Below are 18,268 nucleotides of genomic sequence, written 5' to 3'. Positions count from 1 at the left end.
GGTTAAGAATCTCGCAATGGGGGCTGGTGCTTCCATTGCCTTTTATGTATTGAATATACTGGAGGGGTGAATGGCTGTTGCTGCCAATAAACGCTCTGTGATGACTCTGTACTCTGATGCTTCAGACATCTACAGCCATCAAGTACGAATTGTACTAGCAGAGAAAGGTGTTAGTTTTGAAACTGAGTTAGTTGAGCCAAATAACTTACCAGAAGATCTACTAGACCTAAACCCATATCATTCTGTACCAACTCTTGTTGATCGTGAACTCGTGTTGTATCAGGCAAACATCATTATGGAGTACTTGGATGAGCGTTTCCCTCACCCACCTCTAATGCCTGTTTACCCGGTAGCTCGTGGTAATAGCCGTCTAATGATGTACCGTGTTGAGCGTAACTGGTACACCTTAGCTGAAAAGGTTAACAACGGCACATTGGATGATGCAGATAAAGCACGTAAACAACTTCGTGAAGAGCTGCTGGCACTAGCACCTGTATTTGCTGAATACCCATATTTCATGAGCGATGAGTTCAGCCTAGTTGACTGTTACTTAGCTCCGCTGTTATGGCGTCTTCCTACCATGGGTATTGAGTTAAGCGGTCCAGGTTCTAAAGAAGTGAAAGCATACATGACTCGCGTATTTGAACGTGATTCATTCCTTGCTTCTCTTACTGAAGCTGAGCGTGAAATGCGTCTAGCTGGTCAGTAATATGGATGTAGGACAAATGACGCCACGTCGTCCCTATGTACTGCGTGCGTTTTATGATTGGCTAGTGGATAACGAGCTTACTCCGCACTTGGTCGTTGATGCGACTTTGCCAGGAGTAAAAGTGCCAATGGATTTTGTGAGCGACGGTCAGATTGTTCTGAATGTGGTTCCACGAGCTGTTGGTAACTTAGAACTGGGTAATGAAGCGGTTAGCTTTAATGCTCGCTTTGGCGGTCGTCCTCATTCAGTTATCGTACCTCTTTACGCAGTATTGGCGATCTATGCTCGTGAAAATGGTGCTGGCACAATGTTTGAGCCAGAACCTGCTTATGATGCACAGCTAGAAAATGGCGAAGGTATTTTTGATACAGAAGATATGGTAGCTCCGAAAGCGACTTTATCTGCTGTTGAAGAAGGTGAGCTTGAATCAGTGGGTGATGATGATCATCCTGATGATGAGCCACCAAAGCCTCGTGGTCGACCAACTTTACGTGTCGTAAAATAAAAAAACGCAGCCTAGGCTGCGTTTTTATTATCTGAATTTTATCGAAGTTCTATTTTATTTCGATTGTTCTTATTTGGGTTCTTCAAACATGGTCACAACACGTTTGACCCCCGATACATTTCGAGCGACATTCGTTGCGAGCTCTCTTTGTCCTGATGTGACATATCCCACTAAATAGACAGTTCCATTTTCACTGTAGACCTCAATAGCGGCATCAGAAAGTCGTTTGCTACCAATCAATTGGCTCTTAACTTTGGTGGTTAGCCAACTGTCTGAACTAATTTGTCCAACACCAAGCAATGGTCCAATTTGAGTTTGGTTATATACCGTTCTTACATTATTAAGCTTTTTAACTTGGTTTAAAAACTCGTGCTGAGTTGCCGGATTGGTCACCTGTCCAATAAGTAGTACTTTGCCAGAGAGGGCAATGGCTGTCACACTGACCTTTTGATAGTAAGCTCGGCTATTGGCAAGACCTGAAATATCCATGGCAATCCGCTCATCTTGCCATTGTTGTTCTAAGCTGCGAGGGTCGGTGCCCGTAATCGTTGAACAACCAAAAAGAGTTAAGAGTAGTAGCCCTAGAACACCATTTTTCCAACGCATTATTTAGCCCTCATGATACGGAAAGAGAACTCGATCAATAAGATCACACAGAGTATGAATTGTTAACAAGTGAACTTCTTGAATACGTGCTGTTCGTTGGGATGGGATGCGAATCTCTACATCGTGAGTGCCAAGAAGACCTGCCATTTCGCCGCCATCTTTACCTGTCAGCGCAATAATCGTCATATCACGAGTTAATGCCGCTTCCATCGCTTTGATGATGTTTTTGCTGTTACCACTAGTCGATAGAACAAAAAGAACATCACCTGCTTGGCCTAGTGCGCGAACTTGCTTTGAAAAAACTTGATCGCCGGAGTAGTCATTTGCTACAGCGGTTAAAATGGTGGTATCAGCAGTTAATGCAAGGGCTGGTAGGCTAGGACGCTCAGTTTCGAAGCGGTTGATCAAACAAGAAGCAAAATGTTGAGCGTTGGCTGCTGAGCCGCCATTACCACAACAGAGAATTTTATTGCCGTTAAGTAAGCTTTGAACCATCACTTGAGCCGCTTTTGCAATGGCATCAGGCAGAGCTTCTGCAGCTGCAATTTGGGTCTGAATACTTTCGGTAAAACTTTCACGGATGCTATCTAGCATGGATTAACCTTCCACTAGGGTATTTGTAAACCACTCAATTGTATGAGCAGAACCTTGAATAGCGACTATATCAAAACGAAATTCGGTATGCTCGGTTGAGAGTCCATTTTTTTGTAACCAGAACAGTGCCGTACGTTTTAGCTTTCGTTGCTTATGATAGGTAACAGCATCTACTGCTGAACCATAACGACTTTTTGTGCGGTATTTAACTTCAATAAATACGATGCAAGAGCCGTCTTTCATAATTAAGTCTATCTCACCACTTCGGCATTGAAAGTTCCGCATAATAGGAACCAGCTGTCGTTGGCATAGATAAGATTCAGCCAAGGCTTCGAAAGCTTGACCTTGTTGTCGCGTATTAAATGATGGTTGATTCATGAGCCTCATTCCTTGAGGGAGATGAATAAAATCGTTATATCGCTAGTGTACCTTTGCGATGCTCTATTGGGTAGTCCTCGATGTTATTTTGCCTGCAACAACAGCTATCTGAGGCATAGAATCATTGATTAAACTGAATTTTGACATTGGCTGGATTCCCCCTTTAGTGCCATGTATTATTCTTAAGCAGATTGGCTGACTTCACGCCTTGTAAATCAATAGGATTAAAATTTACCATGGAAAAAAATCACGATAGTGCGGCTCGCTTTGCCTTACTTCAACAGTATTTACCTGCTGATATTGAGCGTTCGGTACGAGATTCATTGCGAGAAGATTTAGGTGGCGTGATTGATGCTGAGCGTGATATTACCGCAGCACTGATTCCGCAAGAAAGCATAAGCATAGCAACCATTATTACACGAGAAGATGGTATTTTTTGTGGTCAGTTATGGGCTGATGAAGTCTTTCGTCAGCTAGGAGGAAAGGTGGCAATTGAATGGCTAGTTCAAGACGGCGAACCGGTAACGGCAAATCAAGTCTTATGCCGTTTAACTGGCCCTTCGCGTTTGCTGCTAACCGGAGAGCGTAATGCAATGAATTTTATTCAAACACTCTCTGGTTGTGCTACTGAAACGGCCCGTTATGTCGCTCAATTGGCAGGAACTCATACCCGTTTGCTAGATACCCGTAAAACGATTCCAGGACTACGTAGCGCTTTAAAATATGCGGTTGCTTGCGGTGGGGGATATAATCATCGTCTGGGCGTTTTTGATGCTTATCTGATTAAAGAAAACCATATCGCCGCTTGTGGTGGGATCAAACAAGCCATATCTCAAGCCAAACAACTGAATCCTAATAAGCCAGTTGAAGTTGAAACCGAAAGTCTTGCTGAATTGGAGTTAGCGATAGAGGCGGGTGCGGATATCATCATGCTCGATAATTTTAGTTTTGCCATGATGCGAGAAGCGGTGGCTTTAAATGCCGGACGGGCTGTACTTGAAAACTCTGGTAATGTCACGTTAGAAACATTGGCGGAATGTGCAGCAACTGGGGTGGACTATATTTCTGTTGGCGCATTAACCAAGCATATTCGAGCAATGGACTTATCGATGCGTTTTCAATAACCACTAGATACAAAAATCCCCAGTACTTTGCAGTCTGGGGATTTTTTATTTAAAGCGTATTTGAGCTATCTTGCTCTGATACTGAGGTTGTACTGTCTGGGGTATCAGAAGCATCATCAGTGGCTGTTGTATCTGTTTGATCCGTTACAGCCTCTTCTGTAATTGGGGTACTACCAAATGTGCCCCAGTCCAATTGACGCTGAACCACACACTGGCTATCAACACTTAGCTTACCCGTTGCTCCCGATGCAGTGAAACCTGGAATTGCTCGAAGTTGAGGAAGCTCTGTGGCCACTTTGTACGCATCCATACCAAATGCATGAAGACGAACACTGGTTTTACCTTGATTTGGCCACAGTTGGTTAAAGTGTGCCATAAAGCTTGGGTCTGGGCTTACCAGTAGTGGGATATCACTGTATTCCACACCATTTAACTCAAAGCTTTTCGAGTCTGAGTTACTGCGGGAGCTTGCATACATAGCTGGTGGGGCAATACTTGGATCGATGTTAAGTTCGATAAATGGCTTAATTAGCGTCAGTTCGCTCTTACTACCGATAATGTAGATGGCATCGGCAGCGCGACTTCCTTCTATTCCCGTTGATGCTGAAATCTGAGCAATTTGGTTAGCACGAGAACGGCGAGCTGTTGGCCCAAAGATCTGGCTGATTTGTTGCTGGATCTGAGCTTTCGAACCAAATGAACCGCTAAATGGAGCATAGCCAGTGAGTTCTTTCCACTGATTAACAAAAGCGGCACTAACACGTTGGCCATAGCTACTATCTGGGAATAGCACGATTGGGTAGTGCTTACCTTCTTGGTAGATATGCTCCGCTGCTTGCTCTGCTTCTTGTTCTGGTGACAATGAGTAGTAGCACGCTGTTGGCTGACTGCTTGTAATCACACTTGGCTCATTAAGGGCCAACATAGGAACATTTGCACTATTGGCTTTTTGGAACTCAACAATTTTATCTTTACGAAGCGGACCAACGACAAACTCAGTGCCATTTTGTTGCAGTTTACCTACGATACTCGCAATGGATTCGGCATCAGTATCATAAACATTAAGTACAGCATTAGGATTGCGATTTGGATCATCTAAGATCGCATTCATAAAACCATCACGAACGGCTTGGCCTTGTGCAGAGAAACGACCGCTTAATGGTAGCAATAGCGCAACCTTATTAAGCTGAGGGGCCTTCATGTTCATGATGTTATCAAGCTGCTCTGGTAAGTAAGCATTAGCTGGATGGTACGGATTCATACTCAGCCACTGGTTTACTTTTTCTTTTAGCTGTTCTGGATTATAACCGTAGCTATTTTTGAGCATTGCAAGTTGAGCCCAACCTTGAAGAACAGTTTCATCTTTACCAATACGAGCTTGGCTTAACTGCTCATTGCTGTATGGCGATAGGTCTTGCCATAGGGCTTGCCAGTTAGCTTGTTTTTGCTCCGGGCTAAGGTACAGATCAAGTTTGGTGCGTTCACGTGCTGCGGCAAAACTTTGGTCTAATTGTTCCAGCAGTTTTGCGCGTAGCTGGTAATAACGGCGATATTGGCTGGTAGCTAAACTCCAAGATGGCTGAAATTGAAGACCAGACAGTGCTAATTGAGCATTACCTTGAACATTACGCAAGTCTGCTCGTGCAAGTTGCCATTCTGCAATTTGCATTGGGCTCATCGTTTGACGAGAAAGTTGGTCTGTAAGCTGCTCAGCTTGAGGGTAGCGGCCTTCTTTAATGAGTGCTTTTAAGGCTAAAAGATCCCAGTTAATGCGGTCAGCACCTTCGCTGGCTTGAGCTTTACTTAGGTAATCCGCAGAGCTCAATGTAGCTGCGGCAGTAATATCGGTGTTCGGCGCCTGATGGAAATAAGGATTGCTACTACAACCTGCCATTAATACAGCAAAGGCTACAGGAGCCATCAGTCGTGTTACACTCTTACGCTTATGGGTAAACTTGATCATTGAGTTCATTCAACTGTGACACATTACTCTTTATATTAATTGCAGATGAGATTCTAGACAAATGAGCGAAACCACTTCATGCTCGGTAGATGTTGCTACCTTGTACATTGTGCCGACGCCAATCGGTAACTTAGCTGATATTACACAGCGAGCTCTTGACGTATTGGCTAACGTAGACCTAATTGCAGCAGAAGATACTCGTCATACTTCGCGGTTGTTGTCCCATTTTTCTATCTCAACCCGCACCTTTGCACTTCACGATCATAATGAGCAGCAAAAAGCTGACTTTTTAATTGAGAAGCTTCAATCAGGAGTAAGCATTGCATTAGTATCGGATGCAGGCACTCCATTAATCAGCGATCCAGGATACCATTTTGTCAATCGTTGTCGTCAAGCGGGTGTTAAAGTTGTCCCACTTCCTGGACCATGCGCCGTTATTACAGCACTAAGTGGCGCAGGTTTACCATCAGATCGCTTCAGTTTTGAGGGTTTTCTCCCACCAAAAAGCAAAGGCCGTCGCGATTGCTTCCAAAACTTGGCTGATGATGAACGAACATTGATTTTTTATGAGTCACCACACCGAATCACTGATTCTTTAGCTGATATGTTAGCTGTGTTAGGCCCTGAACGCCAAGTAGTGTTAGCGCGAGAGTTAACAAAAACGTATGAAACGATTTATGGTGCGCCACTGGGTGAGCTAATTGAGTGGCTAAATCAAGATACCAACCGTCTTCGTGGTGAAATGGTGTTATTGGTTGCAGGACACCGTCCTCAAAAAGACGATTTACCGGCCGATGCTTTGCGCACGCTAGGTTTGTTAGTGAAAGAACTGCCACTTAAAAAAGCTTCGGCATTGGCGGCAGAAATTCATAACGTGAAGAAGAATGCGCTGTATAAGTGGGGTTTAGAAAACCTCGATTAAATATGTCGCTGTTTTGTGCAAATTTAAATCAGTTGGGTGTTTTTTGCTCTTACTGTGGATTTGCTTCGGTTTTCACTAGCAAGTGTGAACTAAGTCTTATACAATAGCGCTTCGGAGTTGGCTGGGTAATCGCTGCTTTGTTGCCGTCCTTCAGGAGACTGACATTGAGGTCCGCAAGGAAACTGATGTTGAAGTCCGATGGGAGACGAACAAAGGGGAGGAAAGTCCGGGCTCCATAGGGCAGGGTGCCAGATAACGTCTGGGGGGCGTGAGCCTACGACCAGTGCAGCAGAGAGTAAACCGCCGATGGCCTTTTTAGGTACAGGTAAGGGTGAAAGGGTGCGGTAAGAGCGCACCGCGCGTCTAGTAATAGTTCGTGGCACGGTAAACTCCACCCGGAGCAAGACCAAATAGGTCCCTACATAGCGCGGCCCGCGTTTGGGGACGGGTAGGTTGCTTGAGCCTGTGAGCAATTGCAGGCCTAGATGAATGATTACCACTGCGTAAGCAGAACAGAACCCGGCTCATAGGCCGACTCCCTTCATTCATGAAAAGCGGTGTTTGTATTTACAAGCACCGCTTTTTTTCTATCTGAAATTTCAATACTGTACTTATTCTGCTAGAAATATCAGAGCGATGTTATATCTCTGTGGGAAATACTGTCATATACTTGACAAATTTTTTATCGGATACGTACACTTCAATACAATTTCTGGCTAGGACCTTAGGTGTCTTAGTAAGACTTCACTTTTGCAGAATTTACTTATATGTCTGAACAATTTGAGCATGTATCTGTCTTACTTCACGAATCAGTAGACGGATTAGCAATTAAACCTGATGGAATCTATATCGATGGTACTTTTGGCCGAGGTGGTCACAGCCGTCTGATTTTATCTAAATTGGGCGAAAATGGTCGTCTTTATAGTATCGATCGCGATCCTCAAGCGATTGCTGAAGCTCAGAAGATCGATGATCCTCGCTTCAATATTATCCATGGGCCTTTCTCGGGCATGGAAAAGTATATGGAAGAGCGTGATCTTATTGGTCGTGTTGACGGCATTTTACTCGATCTTGGTGTGTCATCACCTCAGCTGGACGATGCTGAGCGTGGCTTTAGCTTTATGCGTGACGGCCCTCTTGATATGCGTATGGATCCAACTTCGGGTCAAGCGGCTTCTGAGTGGCTAGCAACTGCAGATGCATCTGATATTGCATGGGTACTTAAAGAGTTTGGTGAAGAGCGTTTTGCAAAACGTATTGCACGAGGCATCGTTGAGCACCGTGAAGATCCAGAGAAAGAGCCTTTAACTCGCACATTACAGCTGGCGAATTTGATTGCTCAGGTCTCTCCATTTAAAGACAAGCATAAGCATCCTGCAACTCGCAGTTTCCAAGCTATTCGTATCTATATCAATAGTGAGTTGGATGAGATTGCAACAGCCTTAAATGGTGCGGTGAATATTCTTGCTCCAGGTGGTCGTTTATCGGTAATCAGCTTCCATTCGCTAGAAGATCGTATGGTTAAGCGTTTTATGCGAAATAAGAGCAAAGGCCCAGAGATCCCAGCAGGTTTACCGCTTACTGAAGAGCAGATCAAAGCACTAGGTAGTGCCGATCTTAAATTAGCAAGTAAAGCGATCAAACCATCGCAAAATGAACTCGGTTACAATGCCCGTGCCCGCAGTTCAGTGTTACGTTTAGCTGAGCGTCTATGAATAAGAAAGAGACTGAAGCCTCAATAAATCTATCCAAAGTTATCGGTAAAGATTTAATCACAGTTGGATGTGTTCCTCTGGTTTTAGCCATTTGTATCCTAGCTTCTGCATTGGGCGTGGTATTAATCACGCACCAATCTCGTCAATTGATCTCGCAGCAAGAGCAACTCTTGATCCAGCGAGATCAGTTGGATATCGAATGGCGTAACCAGTTACTAGAAGAAAATGCTTTGGCTGAGCACAGTCGTATTGAGCGTTTAGCTGAGCAAGAGCTAAAAATGGAGCGTCCAACTACCACCAATGAAGTAGTTATTAAATAAGTATGAAGTTTTTTAAACGCTCAACGAGAAAAAATTCGAAAGCAAAGAAAGCGTCATCGGCATTTATTCCATGGCGCTTTGGTGTTATTTGCGGCTTCGTAATTTTAGGTTTAGCGGCATTGATTGCCCGTACCGCATACATTCAAGTTTTAGAGCCAGGTCGCCTGATCCAAGAAGGTGATATGCGCTCACTTCGTGTCAAACCTCTCCCTTCTGCCCGTGGCATTATTTCCGATCGAAATGGTGAACCTCTTGCCGTTAGTGTACCGGTGCAAGCGGTGTGGGCTGATCCGGTTAATATTTTTAAACACGGTGGACTAAGCGATGTCGACCGTTGGCATGCCCTTGCCGATGTTCTGGATTGGAATCGACAAGAGCTGATCCATTACATAGATAAAAACAAGAAGCGTCGCTTTATTTATCTTGCGCGCCAAGTTAGCCCTGCCATGGCAAACTATGTCAATAAACTGAAGTTACCTGGTATTGGTCTAAAAGATGAATCTCGTCGTTTTTACCCATCGGGTGAAGTTAGTGCTCAGTTAATTGGTGTGACGGGTATTGATGGTCATGGCCTAGAAGGGATTGAGAAATCTTATGATGGTTGGCTAACGGGTGAACCGGGTCGTCGTACCGTTCGTAAAGACCGTTATGGCCGCGTAGTTGAGAATATCTCGGTAGAAAAACGCCAGCCGGGTAAGTCTTTGCAACTGAGTATCGACCAACGAATTCAAGCTGTTGCTTACCGAGCAGTAAAAGAAGCAGTTCGAGATCTTCCCGCAACATCGGCCAGTGTCGTTATGGTTGATGTGCGTACTGGCGAAATTCTTGCCATGGTTAATGCACCGTCATTTAACCCCAATAACCGCAACGATCGTGAATCGTACAAGATGCGTAACCGTGTAATTACTGACTCCTTTGAGCCTGGTTCTACGGTAAAACCACTTGGTGTGTTAACAGCCTTAGATGCCGGCATTGCCAACGAACATACCTTGATAAATATTCCTGGTAAGCATTTCCGCCTTGGTAGTAAAACCATTACTGACGTATCGCGCATTGAACACCAGGCTACTATGGCGCGTATCCTTCAGAAATCCAGTAACATCGGTATGACTAAGCTTTCTTTGGCAATGCCGATTGAGAACTTAATTAGCATGTACCGTCGCGTCGGTTTAGATGAGCCGTCAGGTATCAACCTTGAAGGTGAAATTGTAGGTCACTTTCCAAATCGCCGACGTTGGTCTGATATTGAACGTGCAACTTTTGCCTATGGTTATGGTTTGTCCGTAACTCCAATTCAGCTGGTTCATGCCTACGCGACACTGGGGGCTTATGGTATTAAGCGTCCATTATCTATCTTGAAAACCGAGAAAGTGGTACCGGGTAAGCAAGTTGTTGATCCTCATCTGGTGAAAAAAGTCTTGCTGATGCTAGAAGGCGTTGCCGATAAAGCGGGTGGCGGTGGTGGCTGGCGAGCTTCGGTTCCTGGTTATCGCGTCGGGGTAAAAACCGGTACCGCGAAAAAGGCTATTGCAGGTGGTTATGGTAATGACTACTTCGCCTACACAGCAGGTATCGCACCGATCAGTAATCCTCGTTTAGCAGTTGTAGTGTTGGTTAACGAACCTAAAGGTGACAAATTCTATGGTGGTGCGGTTGCCGCTCCTATTTTGTCTAAGGTTCTTGGTAGTGCACTGCATATTTTAAATGTACCGCCAGATGCGGATACAAAATAGAATTAATTATTAGGAGCAGAGGGTATGACAACGATTTGTTCAGGTGTTCGAGTTAGCACCTTGTTGTCTCCATGGATTGCAGAATCTGACTTACCAGAAGCTCTTCAGCTTTTGGATGTGACTGAACTTACACTTAATAGTCGTAAAGTGACCATAGGTTCAGTCTTTGTTGCGGTAAAAGGTCATCAAGTTGATGGTCGTCGTTTTATTGATGATGCTATTGCCTCGGGTGCATCACTGGTATTGGCTGAAGCGGATGGGGTTGCCGAGCACGGTACGATTACTCGTAATCAGCAAGCGTATGTGATTTATCTTACCCAGCTAAACGCTATGCTATCTCAATTAGCAGGCCGTTTTTATCACCATCCTGATCAACAGTTGGCACTTTATGCTGTTACAGGGACTAATGGTAAAACCACCATCAGTCAGCTATTGGCGCAATGGGCTAATTTGCTCGGCTATCAAGCAGGAGTAATGGGTACAACGGGTAATGGTTTGCTCAATAACCTTCAGCCAGCGGCAAATACAACAGGCAGTGCGATTGAAATTCAGCAAACCTTAGCTCAGCTGGTTGACCTTGGTGCTGATTTTGCTGCAATGGAAGTCTCTTCTCATGGTTTGGTGCAGCATCGTGTGGCAGACCTGCACTTTAAAGCGAGTATTTTTACCAACCTGAGCCGAGATCATCTTGATTATCATGGTGATATGGCAAGTTATGCACAAGCGAAGCAATCTCTGTTTACCCAGCATGATTGTGGTAAAGCGATCATTAATGCCGATGATGCAGTTGGCCGTGAGTGGTTACTTTCTCTACCTAATGCGGTAGCTGTCGCAACAGATGCTGAAGCTGTTGTAGCACACGCAGGGCCTAAGCTTTGGGCGACAGCAGTTATTTATAGCACTCAGGGCGTAACGGTAAGTTTTGACTCAAGCTGGGGGGCTGGCGTATTTACCGCTCCTCTAGTTGGTTCATTTAACGCATCCAATCTATTATTGGCGTTGGCAACGTTACTGGCAACGGGACATGATTTGGCAAAACTTTTAGCAACAGCTGCAGAGCTAAGTGCTGTGATTGGCCGAATGGAAGTTTTTCAATCATCTGACAAGCCAATGGTTGTAGTTGATTATGCTCATACACCTGATGCTTTAGAAAAAGCACTTCAAGCATTACGAGTGCATTGTGATGGCAAACTGTGGGCAATTTTTGGCTGTGGTGGCGATCGTGATGCTGGTAAACGCCCGATGATGGCACAAGCGGCAGAACGTTTAGCGGATATTGCGGTATTGACCGATGATAACCCGCGTAGTGAACAGCCAAGTGCAATTATGAAAGATATGGTAGCTGGGTTAACTCAACCTGAACAAGCTCATATTATTCATGATCGTCGCAGCGCTATTGCGTTTGCTGTTGAGCAGGCTCAGACAAATGACATTATCTTAGTGGCTGGTAAAGGCCATGAAGATTACCAAATTCTTGCAGATCGCACGATTCATTACTCAGATCGTGAAACTGTGGCTGAATTGATTGGATTACCGCTATGATCTCTGTTTCTCTTGCCTCTCTCGCTCAAGCGGTTGAGGGGCAATTAATCGGTTCTGATACCACTATTTCAGAAGTATCAACCGATACCCGTAATATTGCAGCTCAGACCTTATTTGTTGCGTTAAAAGGTGAGCGTTTTGATGCTCATGATTTTTGTCAAACCGCAAAAGATAACGGTGCTGTCGCATTATTAGTTAGTCGTCACTTACCTGTTGAGCTGCCTCAGATCCTAGTTAAGGATACTCGCATTGCGTTAGGTTTACTGGGGGCTTGGCTAAAAGCACAATTAACCCAACAGTGCGGACTACAAACTCTCGCCTTAACAGGAAGTTGTGGTAAAACCACGGTAAAAGAGATGTGTGCTGCTATTTTAGCAACCAAAGGAAAGGTACTGGCAACGGCGGGTAACTTTAATAACGATATTGGAGCCCCTCTAACGTTACTTCGTTTAACGCCTGAGTATCAGTACGCCGTTATTGAATTAGGCGCAAATCACCTTGGTGAGATCTCATATACCACCAATTTGGTTAAGCCTGATGTTGCGCTGATTAACAATCTTGCCGCCGCACACCTAGAAGGTTTTGGCTCATTAAAAGGTGTAGCAAAAGCTAAGGGTGAAATCTTTGAAGGATTAGCCAAAGGTGCAACGGCTGTGATCAATTTAGCATCTAACGACCGTGAGCTTTGGGCCCCGTTATTGGCTGATAAAAATGTCATTACCTTTTCATCAGAAGAGCAAGCTGACTTTTTTGCTAGTGATATTGAGCTTGATAGTGACGGCTATCCGCATTTTGAGCTCCACTCTCCGCAAGGTTCGGTTGCCATTCACTTATCCCAGTTAGGATTGCACAATGTATCTAATGCGCTTGCTGCTGCCGCATTAACCTCAGTATTGGGGGCTACGCTCGCAGAAATTAAGCAAGGATTAGAAACTGCGACTAATGTTAAAGGTCGAGTGGCGGTTTCTCAACCAATGGTGGGTTTACGTGTTATCGATGATACCTATAATGCCAGTGTCGCATCGGTAAAAGCTGCCATTGATTTATTAGCAAGTTATCAAGGCCAACGTTGGTTTATTTTGGGTGATATGGCTGAGCTGGGTGAAGAGAGTGAAAATCTTCATCGTGAGGTTGGTTTATATGCGCAAACTAAAGGGTTGGATAAGGTAATGACCTTTGGTAAAGCAAGTGCCGTTGTGAGTGAGTTAAATCACGGCCAGCATTTTGCTGATAAACAACCATTAATCGCTATGGTTAATGAATTACTTAATGATCAAATCAATCAACAAAACCCTTTAGAGGTTACAGTGCTAGTGAAAGGAGCACGCAGTTCTCGCATGGAAGAAGTGGTTACCGCACTGCAGGAATATAAACAATGATTTATTGGTTAGCGCACGTACTTGAGTCTACGTTCCCGTTTTTTCGACTTTTTGAATATCTAACTTTCCGCGCCATTATGAGCATCTTGACAGCTCTTGTTCTATCGCTATGGATGGGACCGCGCCTGATTGCTCGTTTACAAATGCTACAAATTGGCCAGGTTGTTCGTAATGAAGGCCCTGAGTCTCACTTTAGTAAGCGTGGTACCCCGACAATGGGCGGGATTATGATACTGGCCGCAATTACCATTACGGTTTTATTGTGGGCGGATTTAAGTAATCCCTATGTTTGGGCCGTTCTATTTGTTCTGCTTGGCTATGGTGCAGTTGGTTTTGTCGATGACTATCGTAAAGTTGTTCGTAAAAATACCGATGGCCTGATCGCGCGCTGGAAATATTTCTGGCAGTCGCTGATTGCGATTATTGTCGCATTTGCACTATATGCCTACGGTAAAGATACTGCTGCAACTCAGCTAGTGGTTCCTTTCTTTAAAGATATTATGCCGCAATTAGGCTTGTTCTATATCATTTTGACCTATTTCGTTATCGTCGGTACTAGTAACGCGGTGAACCTAACGGATGGTCTTGATGGTCTTGCAATTATGCCAACTGTTATGGTTGCAGGTGGTATGGCCTTTATTGCATGGGCAACGGGTAACTACAACTACGCAGAATACCTTCATATCCCTTATGTTAAAGATGCCAGTGAGCTGGTTGTCGTATGTACTGCGATTGTTGGTGCAGGTCTTGGTTTCTTGTGGTTTAACACCTATCCAGCGCAAGTCTTTATGGGCGATGTAGGCTCATTAGCATTGGGTGGTGCTTTAGGTACAATTGCGGTACTTATCCGCCAAGAATTCCTACTAGTACTAATGGGTGGTGTCTTTGTTATGGAAACCGTATCGGTCATTCTTCAGGTCGGTTCATACAAACTTCGTGGTCAGCGTATTTTCCGTATGGCTCCGATTCATCACCACTACGAATTAAAAGGTTGGCCAGAGCCACGAGTTATCGTTCGCTTTTGGATCATCACTCTGATGTTAGTATTAATTGCGCTTGCTACTTTGAAGGTACGTTAAAAAATGAAAGGCTTGGTGGATGTGAACAAGGTTGTTGTTATCGGTCTTGGTATGACAGGACTGTCGGTGGTAAATCATTTGTTAAGGTTGCCGCAATCGCTTGATATCAAAGTGATCGACACGCGAAACACACCACCAGGTCATGATCAACTGCCTGCCGATGTTGAGCTGTGCTGTGGTCAATGGAATATGGAATGGCTATTGGCTGCCGATCTGATTGTTGCCAGCCCCGGTATTGCCTTGGCGACACCTGAATTGGTCACAGCAGCTCAAGCAGGCGTTGAGATTGTGGGTGATATTGAGCTGTTTGCCCGTGAGGTGACAAAACCTGTGGTTGCGATTACTGGTTCTAACGGTAAAAGCACGGTAACGAGCCTTGTGGGTGAGATGGCAAAAGAAGCGGGCATTGATGTCGGTGTTGGTGGCAATATCGGTTTTGCTGCGCTTGATATGTTGGCTCAAAATCATGAGCTTTATGTTCTTGAATTATCCAGTTTTCAGTTAGAAACGACCTCTTCATTACACCTTGCCGCCGCTGTTTATCTAAATCTTTCTGAAGATCATATGGATCGTTATCAAGGTTTAGAGGATTACAGTCAGGCTAAGATGCGTATTTTCCATCATGCCAATCTAGCCGTTTATAATCGAAATGACTTAGCGACAAAGCCAACCGATTTCACGGGGGCTATGACCAGTTTTGGCTTTGATGATCAAGATTATGGTTTGGTACTGATTGATGACCGTGAGTGGTTGGCAATCAATCAGCAGCCTTTGATGCCAGCTGATGAGATTGCTCTGGTTGGTCGTCATAATGTGGCAAACAGTCTTGCAGCATTAGCACTGGCCGATGCTGCAGGAATTGATCGCGAGGCCGCTTGTCGTGCTCTTCGCCGTTATACTGGTTTAGCTCATCGTTGCCAACTTGCCGTAACTAAGCATGGCGTTCGTTGGGTAAATGATTCCAAAGCTACCAATGTTGCCAGCACTGAAGCGGCACTTAACGGCTTAAACTTAGCTGGTAAGCTGCACCTATTGGTGGGTGGTGATGGTAAAGGTGCTGATTTTTCGGAACTAAAAACGGTTCTCGCTGACTTAAATGTACAACTTTATTGCTTCGGCCGTGATGGCTATCAATTTGCAGAGCTTGTTGATAACGCAATCTTGGTTGAAACTATGGCTCAAGCTATGGAGCTCGCTGCATCTACCGCACAATCTGGCGATATGATCTTGCTTTCTCCTGCCTGTGCAAGTTGGGATCAGTTTGCAAACTTCATGGCTCGAGGTGATGCCTTTATTGAACTTGCCACTGAGCTGCAAGATAAAGTAGCAGGAGCCGCTTCATGCTAAATATGATCCGTAATGGGATCTCCTCTGTCGGTGATTGGTTTGTCAAACCGGCAAAACCATGCCTGTATGATCGTCAATTAGTGTGGATTGCTATCGCATTGATGATCACAGGTTTGGTCATGGTAACATCCGCTTCCGTACCCGTTGCAACTCGTCTAACAGGGATGCCTTTTTACTTTGCATTTCGTCATGCTTTCTTCTTAGCGTGTTCGTTAGCTATCGCATCGGTTGTTATGCAAATCCCTATTGAGCGTTGGCATAAATACAGTATTCCTATGCTGTTAACCTCAATTTTCCTTCTTATCGTTGTATTGGCTATTGGTCGCTCTGTAAACGGTGCGGCCCGTTGGATCCCATTGGGTATCTTTAACTTACAGCCTGCCGAAGTTGCAAAACTCTCTTTATTTATGTTTGTCTCTGGCTATCTGGTCCGACAAAATAAACAAGTGCGAGAGACTTTCCTTGGTTTCCTTAAACCTTTACTGGTTCTCGGTATTCTCGGTTTCTTATTGCTGCAACAGCCTGACTTAGGTTCGTTTGTGGTAATGTTTGTCGGTACCGTTGGTATGCTATTTATTGCCGGCGCTAAGCTATGGCAGTTCTTGGTAATGATCGCATCAGCTTTAGTTGGTATTGGCTTGTTGATTGCCTTTGAACCGTATCGTATGCGACGCGTCACCTCGTTTCTTGACCCATGGCAAGATCCTTTCGGTAGTGGTTACCAGCTGACACAATCTTTGATGGCATTTGGTCGTGGTGAGTGGTGGGGCCAAGGCCTTGGTAACTCAATTCAGAAGCTTGAATATTTACCAGAAGCACACACCGACTTCGTATTTGCTGTTTTGGCTGAAGAGTTAGGTCTTGCGGGCGTTATTGTGGTCTTGCTCCTGCTATTTGCATTGGTTGCAAAAGCACTGATTATCGGTCGAAAGTGTCTTAAGTCTGGCCAGTTATTTGGTGGTTATCTTGCCTTTGGCTTTGCGTTTTGGTTTGCATTCCAAACCTTAGTTAACGTTGGCGCAGCCGCAGGTATGGTACCAACTAAAGGTCTAACCTTACCGCTTATCAGTTATGGTGGTTCGAGTCTGTTTATTATGGCGGCAGCGGTTGCTATCTTGATTCGAATTGATCATGAGCAACGTTTAGCAGAGCGCCTATCGCCAGAAGACACTGAAGAAGATGATCAGGTAATTTCAGAAGACAATCCGCAAATTGCTGATAATAATTTAGTGCTAGTAGATGAATCTGAAACCAAGTCTGAAGACCAGCAATTAAAGAAGAATGATGAAAAAAAATAAACGCTTATTAGTGATGGCTGGTGGTACTGGCGGTCACGTATTTCCGGGATTAGCTGTTGCCCAACGCTTACAACAAGAAGGTTGGGAGATCCGTTGGTTAGGCACCGCAGATCGAATGGAAGCTGATTTAGTACCTAAACACGGTATTGAAATTGATTTTATTAAGGTAAAAGGCCTTCGTGGTCAAGGTATTGCTCGTTTACTTACCGCACCATTTAAAATCGTTGGTGCTATTTTGCAAGCGCGCAAATACATTAAAGCTTGGCAACCTGATGTGGTTCTTGGCATGGGTGGCTATGTAAGTGGTCCAGGTGGTGTCGCGGCATGGTTATCGGGAGTACCTGTTGTACTGCACGAACAAAATGCAGTAGCTGGTTTAACTAACCAGTGGCTTTCTAAGATTGCCAGTGCGGTGCTGCAAGCTTTCCCTGGTGCCTTTAAAGATAAAGAAGTTGTGGGTAACCCGGTCCGTCATGATGTGACTGTTCTACCGCCGCCAGCTGAACGCTTTAGTGAGCATCAAGGACCTATTCGTATCTTGGTGATGGGGGGCAGTCAAGGTGCCCGAATTCTGAACCAAACTATGCCAAAAGTTGCGGCGCTATTAGGTGATAAAGTAACTATCTGGCACCAAGCCGGCAAAGGTGCTGCTGAGCAGACAGAAGCAGATTATCAAGCCAATAATGCCGGCTCACATAAAGTCACAGAGTTTATCGATGATGTCGCTGCTGCATATTCTTGGGCAGATATTGTCGTTTGTCGCTCTGGAGCTCTTACTGTTTCAGAGCTTTCTGCTGCAGGCGTTGGTGCTATCTTCGTACCGTTTATGCACAAAGATCGTCAGCAAGCGCTTAATGCTGAACATCTGGTAGAATGTGGCGCAGCAAAAATGATTGAGCAAATGGATCTGACCGCAGAAGGATTGGCTCAGCAACTTGAACAACTTGATCGCCCAGCCCTAGAGCAAATGGCGCAAGCTGCTCGTGATGCTGCCATCTTAGATGCTGATATCCGTGTCGCGAATGTAATTAAATCCCTAGCAAAAAATTAAGAT

The 18,268-nt window shown here is 44.8% G+C and carries 17 protein-coding genes and 1 other RNA gene; 14 read left to right on the top strand and 4 right to left on the bottom strand.

Features of this window, described 5'->3' with window-relative positions; genetic code table 11:
* Positions 1-70 precede the first annotated feature (70 nt).
* Together sspA and sspB are read left to right on the top strand one after the other, a co-directional pair.
* Complete coding sequence (gene sspA, locus CTN07_RS06425; protein ID WP_005303729.1) at positions 71-709, top strand: stringent starvation protein SspA; 639 nt, start codon at positions 71-73, stop codon at positions 707-709.
* Position 710: 1 nt separating this feature from the next.
* Entirely contained in the window at positions 711-1,214 is a 504-nt protein-coding gene (sspB, locus tag CTN07_RS06420) for a ClpXP protease specificity-enhancing factor (protein ID WP_036764774.1), read from the top strand.
* A 69-nt stretch (positions 1,215-1,283) separates the two neighbouring features.
* On the opposite strand, the gene CTN07_RS06415 is transcribed toward sspB, so the two are convergent.
* The 3 genes from CTN07_RS06415 to CTN07_RS06405 are packed head-to-tail and all read right to left on the bottom strand — an operon-like array spanning position 1,284 to position 2,792.
* Complete coding sequence (locus CTN07_RS06415) at positions 1,284-1,820, bottom strand: BON domain-containing protein (RefSeq protein WP_036764777.1); 537 nt, start codon at positions 1,818-1,820, stop codon at positions 1,284-1,286.
* Between the two features lie 3 nt (positions 1,821-1,823).
* The gene (locus CTN07_RS06410) at positions 1,824-2,414 is read right to left on the bottom strand and encodes a phosphoheptose isomerase (protein ID WP_005303734.1); all 591 of its coding nucleotides are present in this window, start codon (positions 2,412-2,414) and stop codon (positions 1,824-1,826) included.
* A 3-nt stretch (positions 2,415-2,417) separates the two neighbouring features.
* Positions 2,418-2,792 (bottom strand): YraN family protein, encoded by a 375-nt coding sequence (locus CTN07_RS06405; RefSeq protein ID WP_085999130.1) that lies wholly within the window; start codon positions 2,790-2,792, stop codon positions 2,418-2,420.
* A 236-nt stretch (positions 2,793-3,028) separates the two neighbouring features.
* Here CTN07_RS06405 and nadC point away from each other — a divergent pair, with 236 nt between their 5' ends.
* Positions 3,029-3,916, top strand: coding sequence for a carboxylating nicotinate-nucleotide diphosphorylase (nadC, locus tag CTN07_RS06400; protein ID WP_005303737.1), 888 nt, complete (start codon positions 3,029-3,031; stop codon positions 3,914-3,916).
* A gap of 49 nt (positions 3,917-3,965) precedes the next feature.
* Here nadC and CTN07_RS06395 read toward each other — a convergent pair whose 3' ends face one another.
* Positions 3,966-5,879 (bottom strand): penicillin-binding protein activator, encoded by a 1,914-nt coding sequence (locus tag CTN07_RS06395; protein WP_107183688.1) that lies wholly within the window; start codon positions 5,877-5,879, stop codon positions 3,966-3,968.
* A gap of 61 nt (positions 5,880-5,940) precedes the next feature.
* Here CTN07_RS06395 and rsmI point away from each other — a divergent pair, with 61 nt between their 5' ends.
* The 11 genes from rsmI to murG all read left to right on the top strand — a co-directional run bounded on the left by rsmI (position 5,941) and on the right by murG (position 18,265).
* Positions 5,941-6,801, top strand: coding sequence for a 16S rRNA (cytidine(1402)-2'-O)-methyltransferase (gene rsmI, locus CTN07_RS06390; protein ID WP_005303744.1), 861 nt, complete (start codon positions 5,941-5,943; stop codon positions 6,799-6,801).
* 113 nt (positions 6,802-6,914) lie between these two features.
* Positions 6,915-7,344: RNase P RNA component class A (rnpB, locus tag CTN07_RS06385), an RNA gene on the top strand.
* Positions 7,345-7,568: 224 nt separating this feature from the next.
* Positions 7,569-8,516, top strand: a complete 948-nt coding sequence (gene rsmH / locus CTN07_RS06380; protein WP_005303747.1) for a 16S rRNA (cytosine(1402)-N(4))-methyltransferase RsmH — start codon at positions 7,569-7,571, stop codon at positions 8,514-8,516.
* Positions 8,513-8,836: a cell division protein FtsL gene (gene ftsL / locus CTN07_RS06375; protein ID WP_036764783.1), complete on the top strand. Its 324-nt coding sequence runs from the start codon at positions 8,513-8,515 to the stop codon at positions 8,834-8,836. The genes rsmH and ftsL overlap by 4 nt, the downstream gene beginning before the upstream one ends.
* Positions 8,837-8,838: 2 nt before the next feature.
* Positions 8,839-10,569 (top strand): peptidoglycan glycosyltransferase FtsI, encoded by a 1,731-nt coding sequence (locus CTN07_RS06370; RefSeq protein WP_005303753.1) that lies wholly within the window; start codon positions 8,839-8,841, stop codon positions 10,567-10,569.
* A 24-nt stretch (positions 10,570-10,593) separates the two neighbouring features.
* The gene (gene murE, locus CTN07_RS06365) at positions 10,594-12,111 is read left to right on the top strand and encodes a UDP-N-acetylmuramoyl-L-alanyl-D-glutamate--2,6-diaminopimelate ligase (protein ID WP_107183685.1); all 1,518 of its coding nucleotides are present in this window, start codon (positions 10,594-10,596) and stop codon (positions 12,109-12,111) included.
* On the top strand, positions 12,108-13,490 hold the full coding sequence (gene murF / locus CTN07_RS06360) for a UDP-N-acetylmuramoyl-tripeptide--D-alanyl-D-alanine ligase (protein ID WP_005297568.1): 1,383 nt from the start codon (positions 12,108-12,110) through the stop codon (positions 13,488-13,490). Before murE ends, murF begins: the two co-directional genes overlap by 4 nt.
* On the top strand, positions 13,487-14,569 hold the full coding sequence (mraY, locus tag CTN07_RS06355; RefSeq protein ID WP_005297570.1) for a phospho-N-acetylmuramoyl-pentapeptide-transferase: 1,083 nt from the start codon (positions 13,487-13,489) through the stop codon (positions 14,567-14,569). Before murF ends, mraY begins: the two co-directional genes overlap by 4 nt.
* 3 nt (positions 14,570-14,572) lie before the next feature.
* Positions 14,573-15,916, top strand: a complete 1,344-nt coding sequence (gene murD / locus CTN07_RS06350; RefSeq protein WP_005297572.1) for a UDP-N-acetylmuramoyl-L-alanine--D-glutamate ligase — start codon at positions 14,573-14,575, stop codon at positions 15,914-15,916.
* Positions 15,910-17,214, top strand: a complete 1,305-nt coding sequence (gene ftsW / locus CTN07_RS06345; RefSeq protein WP_005297574.1) for a cell division protein FtsW — start codon at positions 15,910-15,912, stop codon at positions 17,212-17,214. Before murD ends, ftsW begins: the two co-directional genes overlap by 7 nt.
* Positions 17,201-18,265: an undecaprenyldiphospho-muramoylpentapeptide beta-N-acetylglucosaminyltransferase gene (gene murG / locus CTN07_RS06340; RefSeq protein ID WP_080551702.1), complete on the top strand. Its 1,065-nt coding sequence runs from the start codon at positions 17,201-17,203 to the stop codon at positions 18,263-18,265. The genes ftsW and murG overlap by 14 nt, the downstream gene beginning before the upstream one ends.
* Positions 18,266-18,268 lie beyond the last annotated feature (3 nt).

This window comes from Photobacterium damselae (genome assembly GCF_003026815.1).
Lineage (GTDB): Bacteria > Pseudomonadota > Gammaproteobacteria > Enterobacterales > Vibrionaceae > Photobacterium > Photobacterium damselae.
The sequence above is the reverse complement of the archived record's forward strand: the minus strand, read 5'-3'. Positions and strand labels throughout refer to the sequence as shown.

Excerpts from the sequence above, each read along its gene's own strand:
- murF (WP_005297568.1), top strand. The coding sequence starts at position 12,108 with ATGATCTCTGTTTCTCTTGCCTCTCTCGCTCAAGCGGTTGAGGGGCAA.
- CTN07_RS06370 (WP_005303753.1), top strand. The coding sequence starts at position 8,839 with ATGAAGTTTTTTAAACGCTCAACGAGAAAAAATTCGAAAGCAAAGAAA.
- nadC (WP_005303737.1), top strand. The coding sequence starts at position 3,029 with ATGGAAAAAAATCACGATAGTGCGGCTCGCTTTGCCTTACTTCAACAG.
- sspB (WP_036764774.1), top strand. The coding sequence starts at position 711 with ATGGATGTAGGACAAATGACGCCACGTCGTCCCTATGTACTGCGTGCG.
- CTN07_RS06415 (WP_036764777.1), bottom strand. The coding sequence starts at position 1,820 with ATGCGTTGGAAAAATGGTGTTCTAGGGCTACTACTCTTAACTCTTTTT.
- mraY (WP_005297570.1), top strand. The coding sequence starts at position 13,487 with ATGATTTATTGGTTAGCGCACGTACTTGAGTCTACGTTCCCGTTTTTT.
- ftsL (WP_036764783.1), top strand. The coding sequence starts at position 8,513 with ATGAATAAGAAAGAGACTGAAGCCTCAATAAATCTATCCAAAGTTATC.
- rsmI (WP_005303744.1), top strand. The coding sequence starts at position 5,941 with ATGAGCGAAACCACTTCATGCTCGGTAGATGTTGCTACCTTGTACATT.
- CTN07_RS06410 (WP_005303734.1), bottom strand. The coding sequence starts at position 2,414 with ATGCTAGATAGCATCCGTGAAAGTTTTACCGAAAGTATTCAGACCCAA.
- murG (WP_080551702.1), top strand. The coding sequence starts at position 17,201 with ATGAAAAAAAATAAACGCTTATTAGTGATGGCTGGTGGTACTGGCGGT.
- CTN07_RS06395 (WP_107183688.1), bottom strand. The coding sequence starts at position 5,879 with ATGATCAAGTTTACCCATAAGCGTAAGAGTGTAACACGACTGATGGCT.
- sspA (WP_005303729.1), top strand. The coding sequence starts at position 71 with ATGGCTGTTGCTGCCAATAAACGCTCTGTGATGACTCTGTACTCTGAT.
- murE (WP_107183685.1), top strand. The coding sequence starts at position 10,594 with ATGACAACGATTTGTTCAGGTGTTCGAGTTAGCACCTTGTTGTCTCCA.
- murD (WP_005297572.1), top strand. The coding sequence starts at position 14,573 with ATGAAAGGCTTGGTGGATGTGAACAAGGTTGTTGTTATCGGTCTTGGT.
- CTN07_RS06405 (WP_085999130.1), bottom strand. The coding sequence starts at position 2,792 with ATGAATCAACCATCATTTAATACGCGACAACAAGGTCAAGCTTTCGAA.
- ftsW (WP_005297574.1), top strand. The coding sequence starts at position 15,910 with ATGCTAAATATGATCCGTAATGGGATCTCCTCTGTCGGTGATTGGTTT.
- rsmH (WP_005303747.1), top strand. The coding sequence starts at position 7,569 with ATGTCTGAACAATTTGAGCATGTATCTGTCTTACTTCACGAATCAGTA.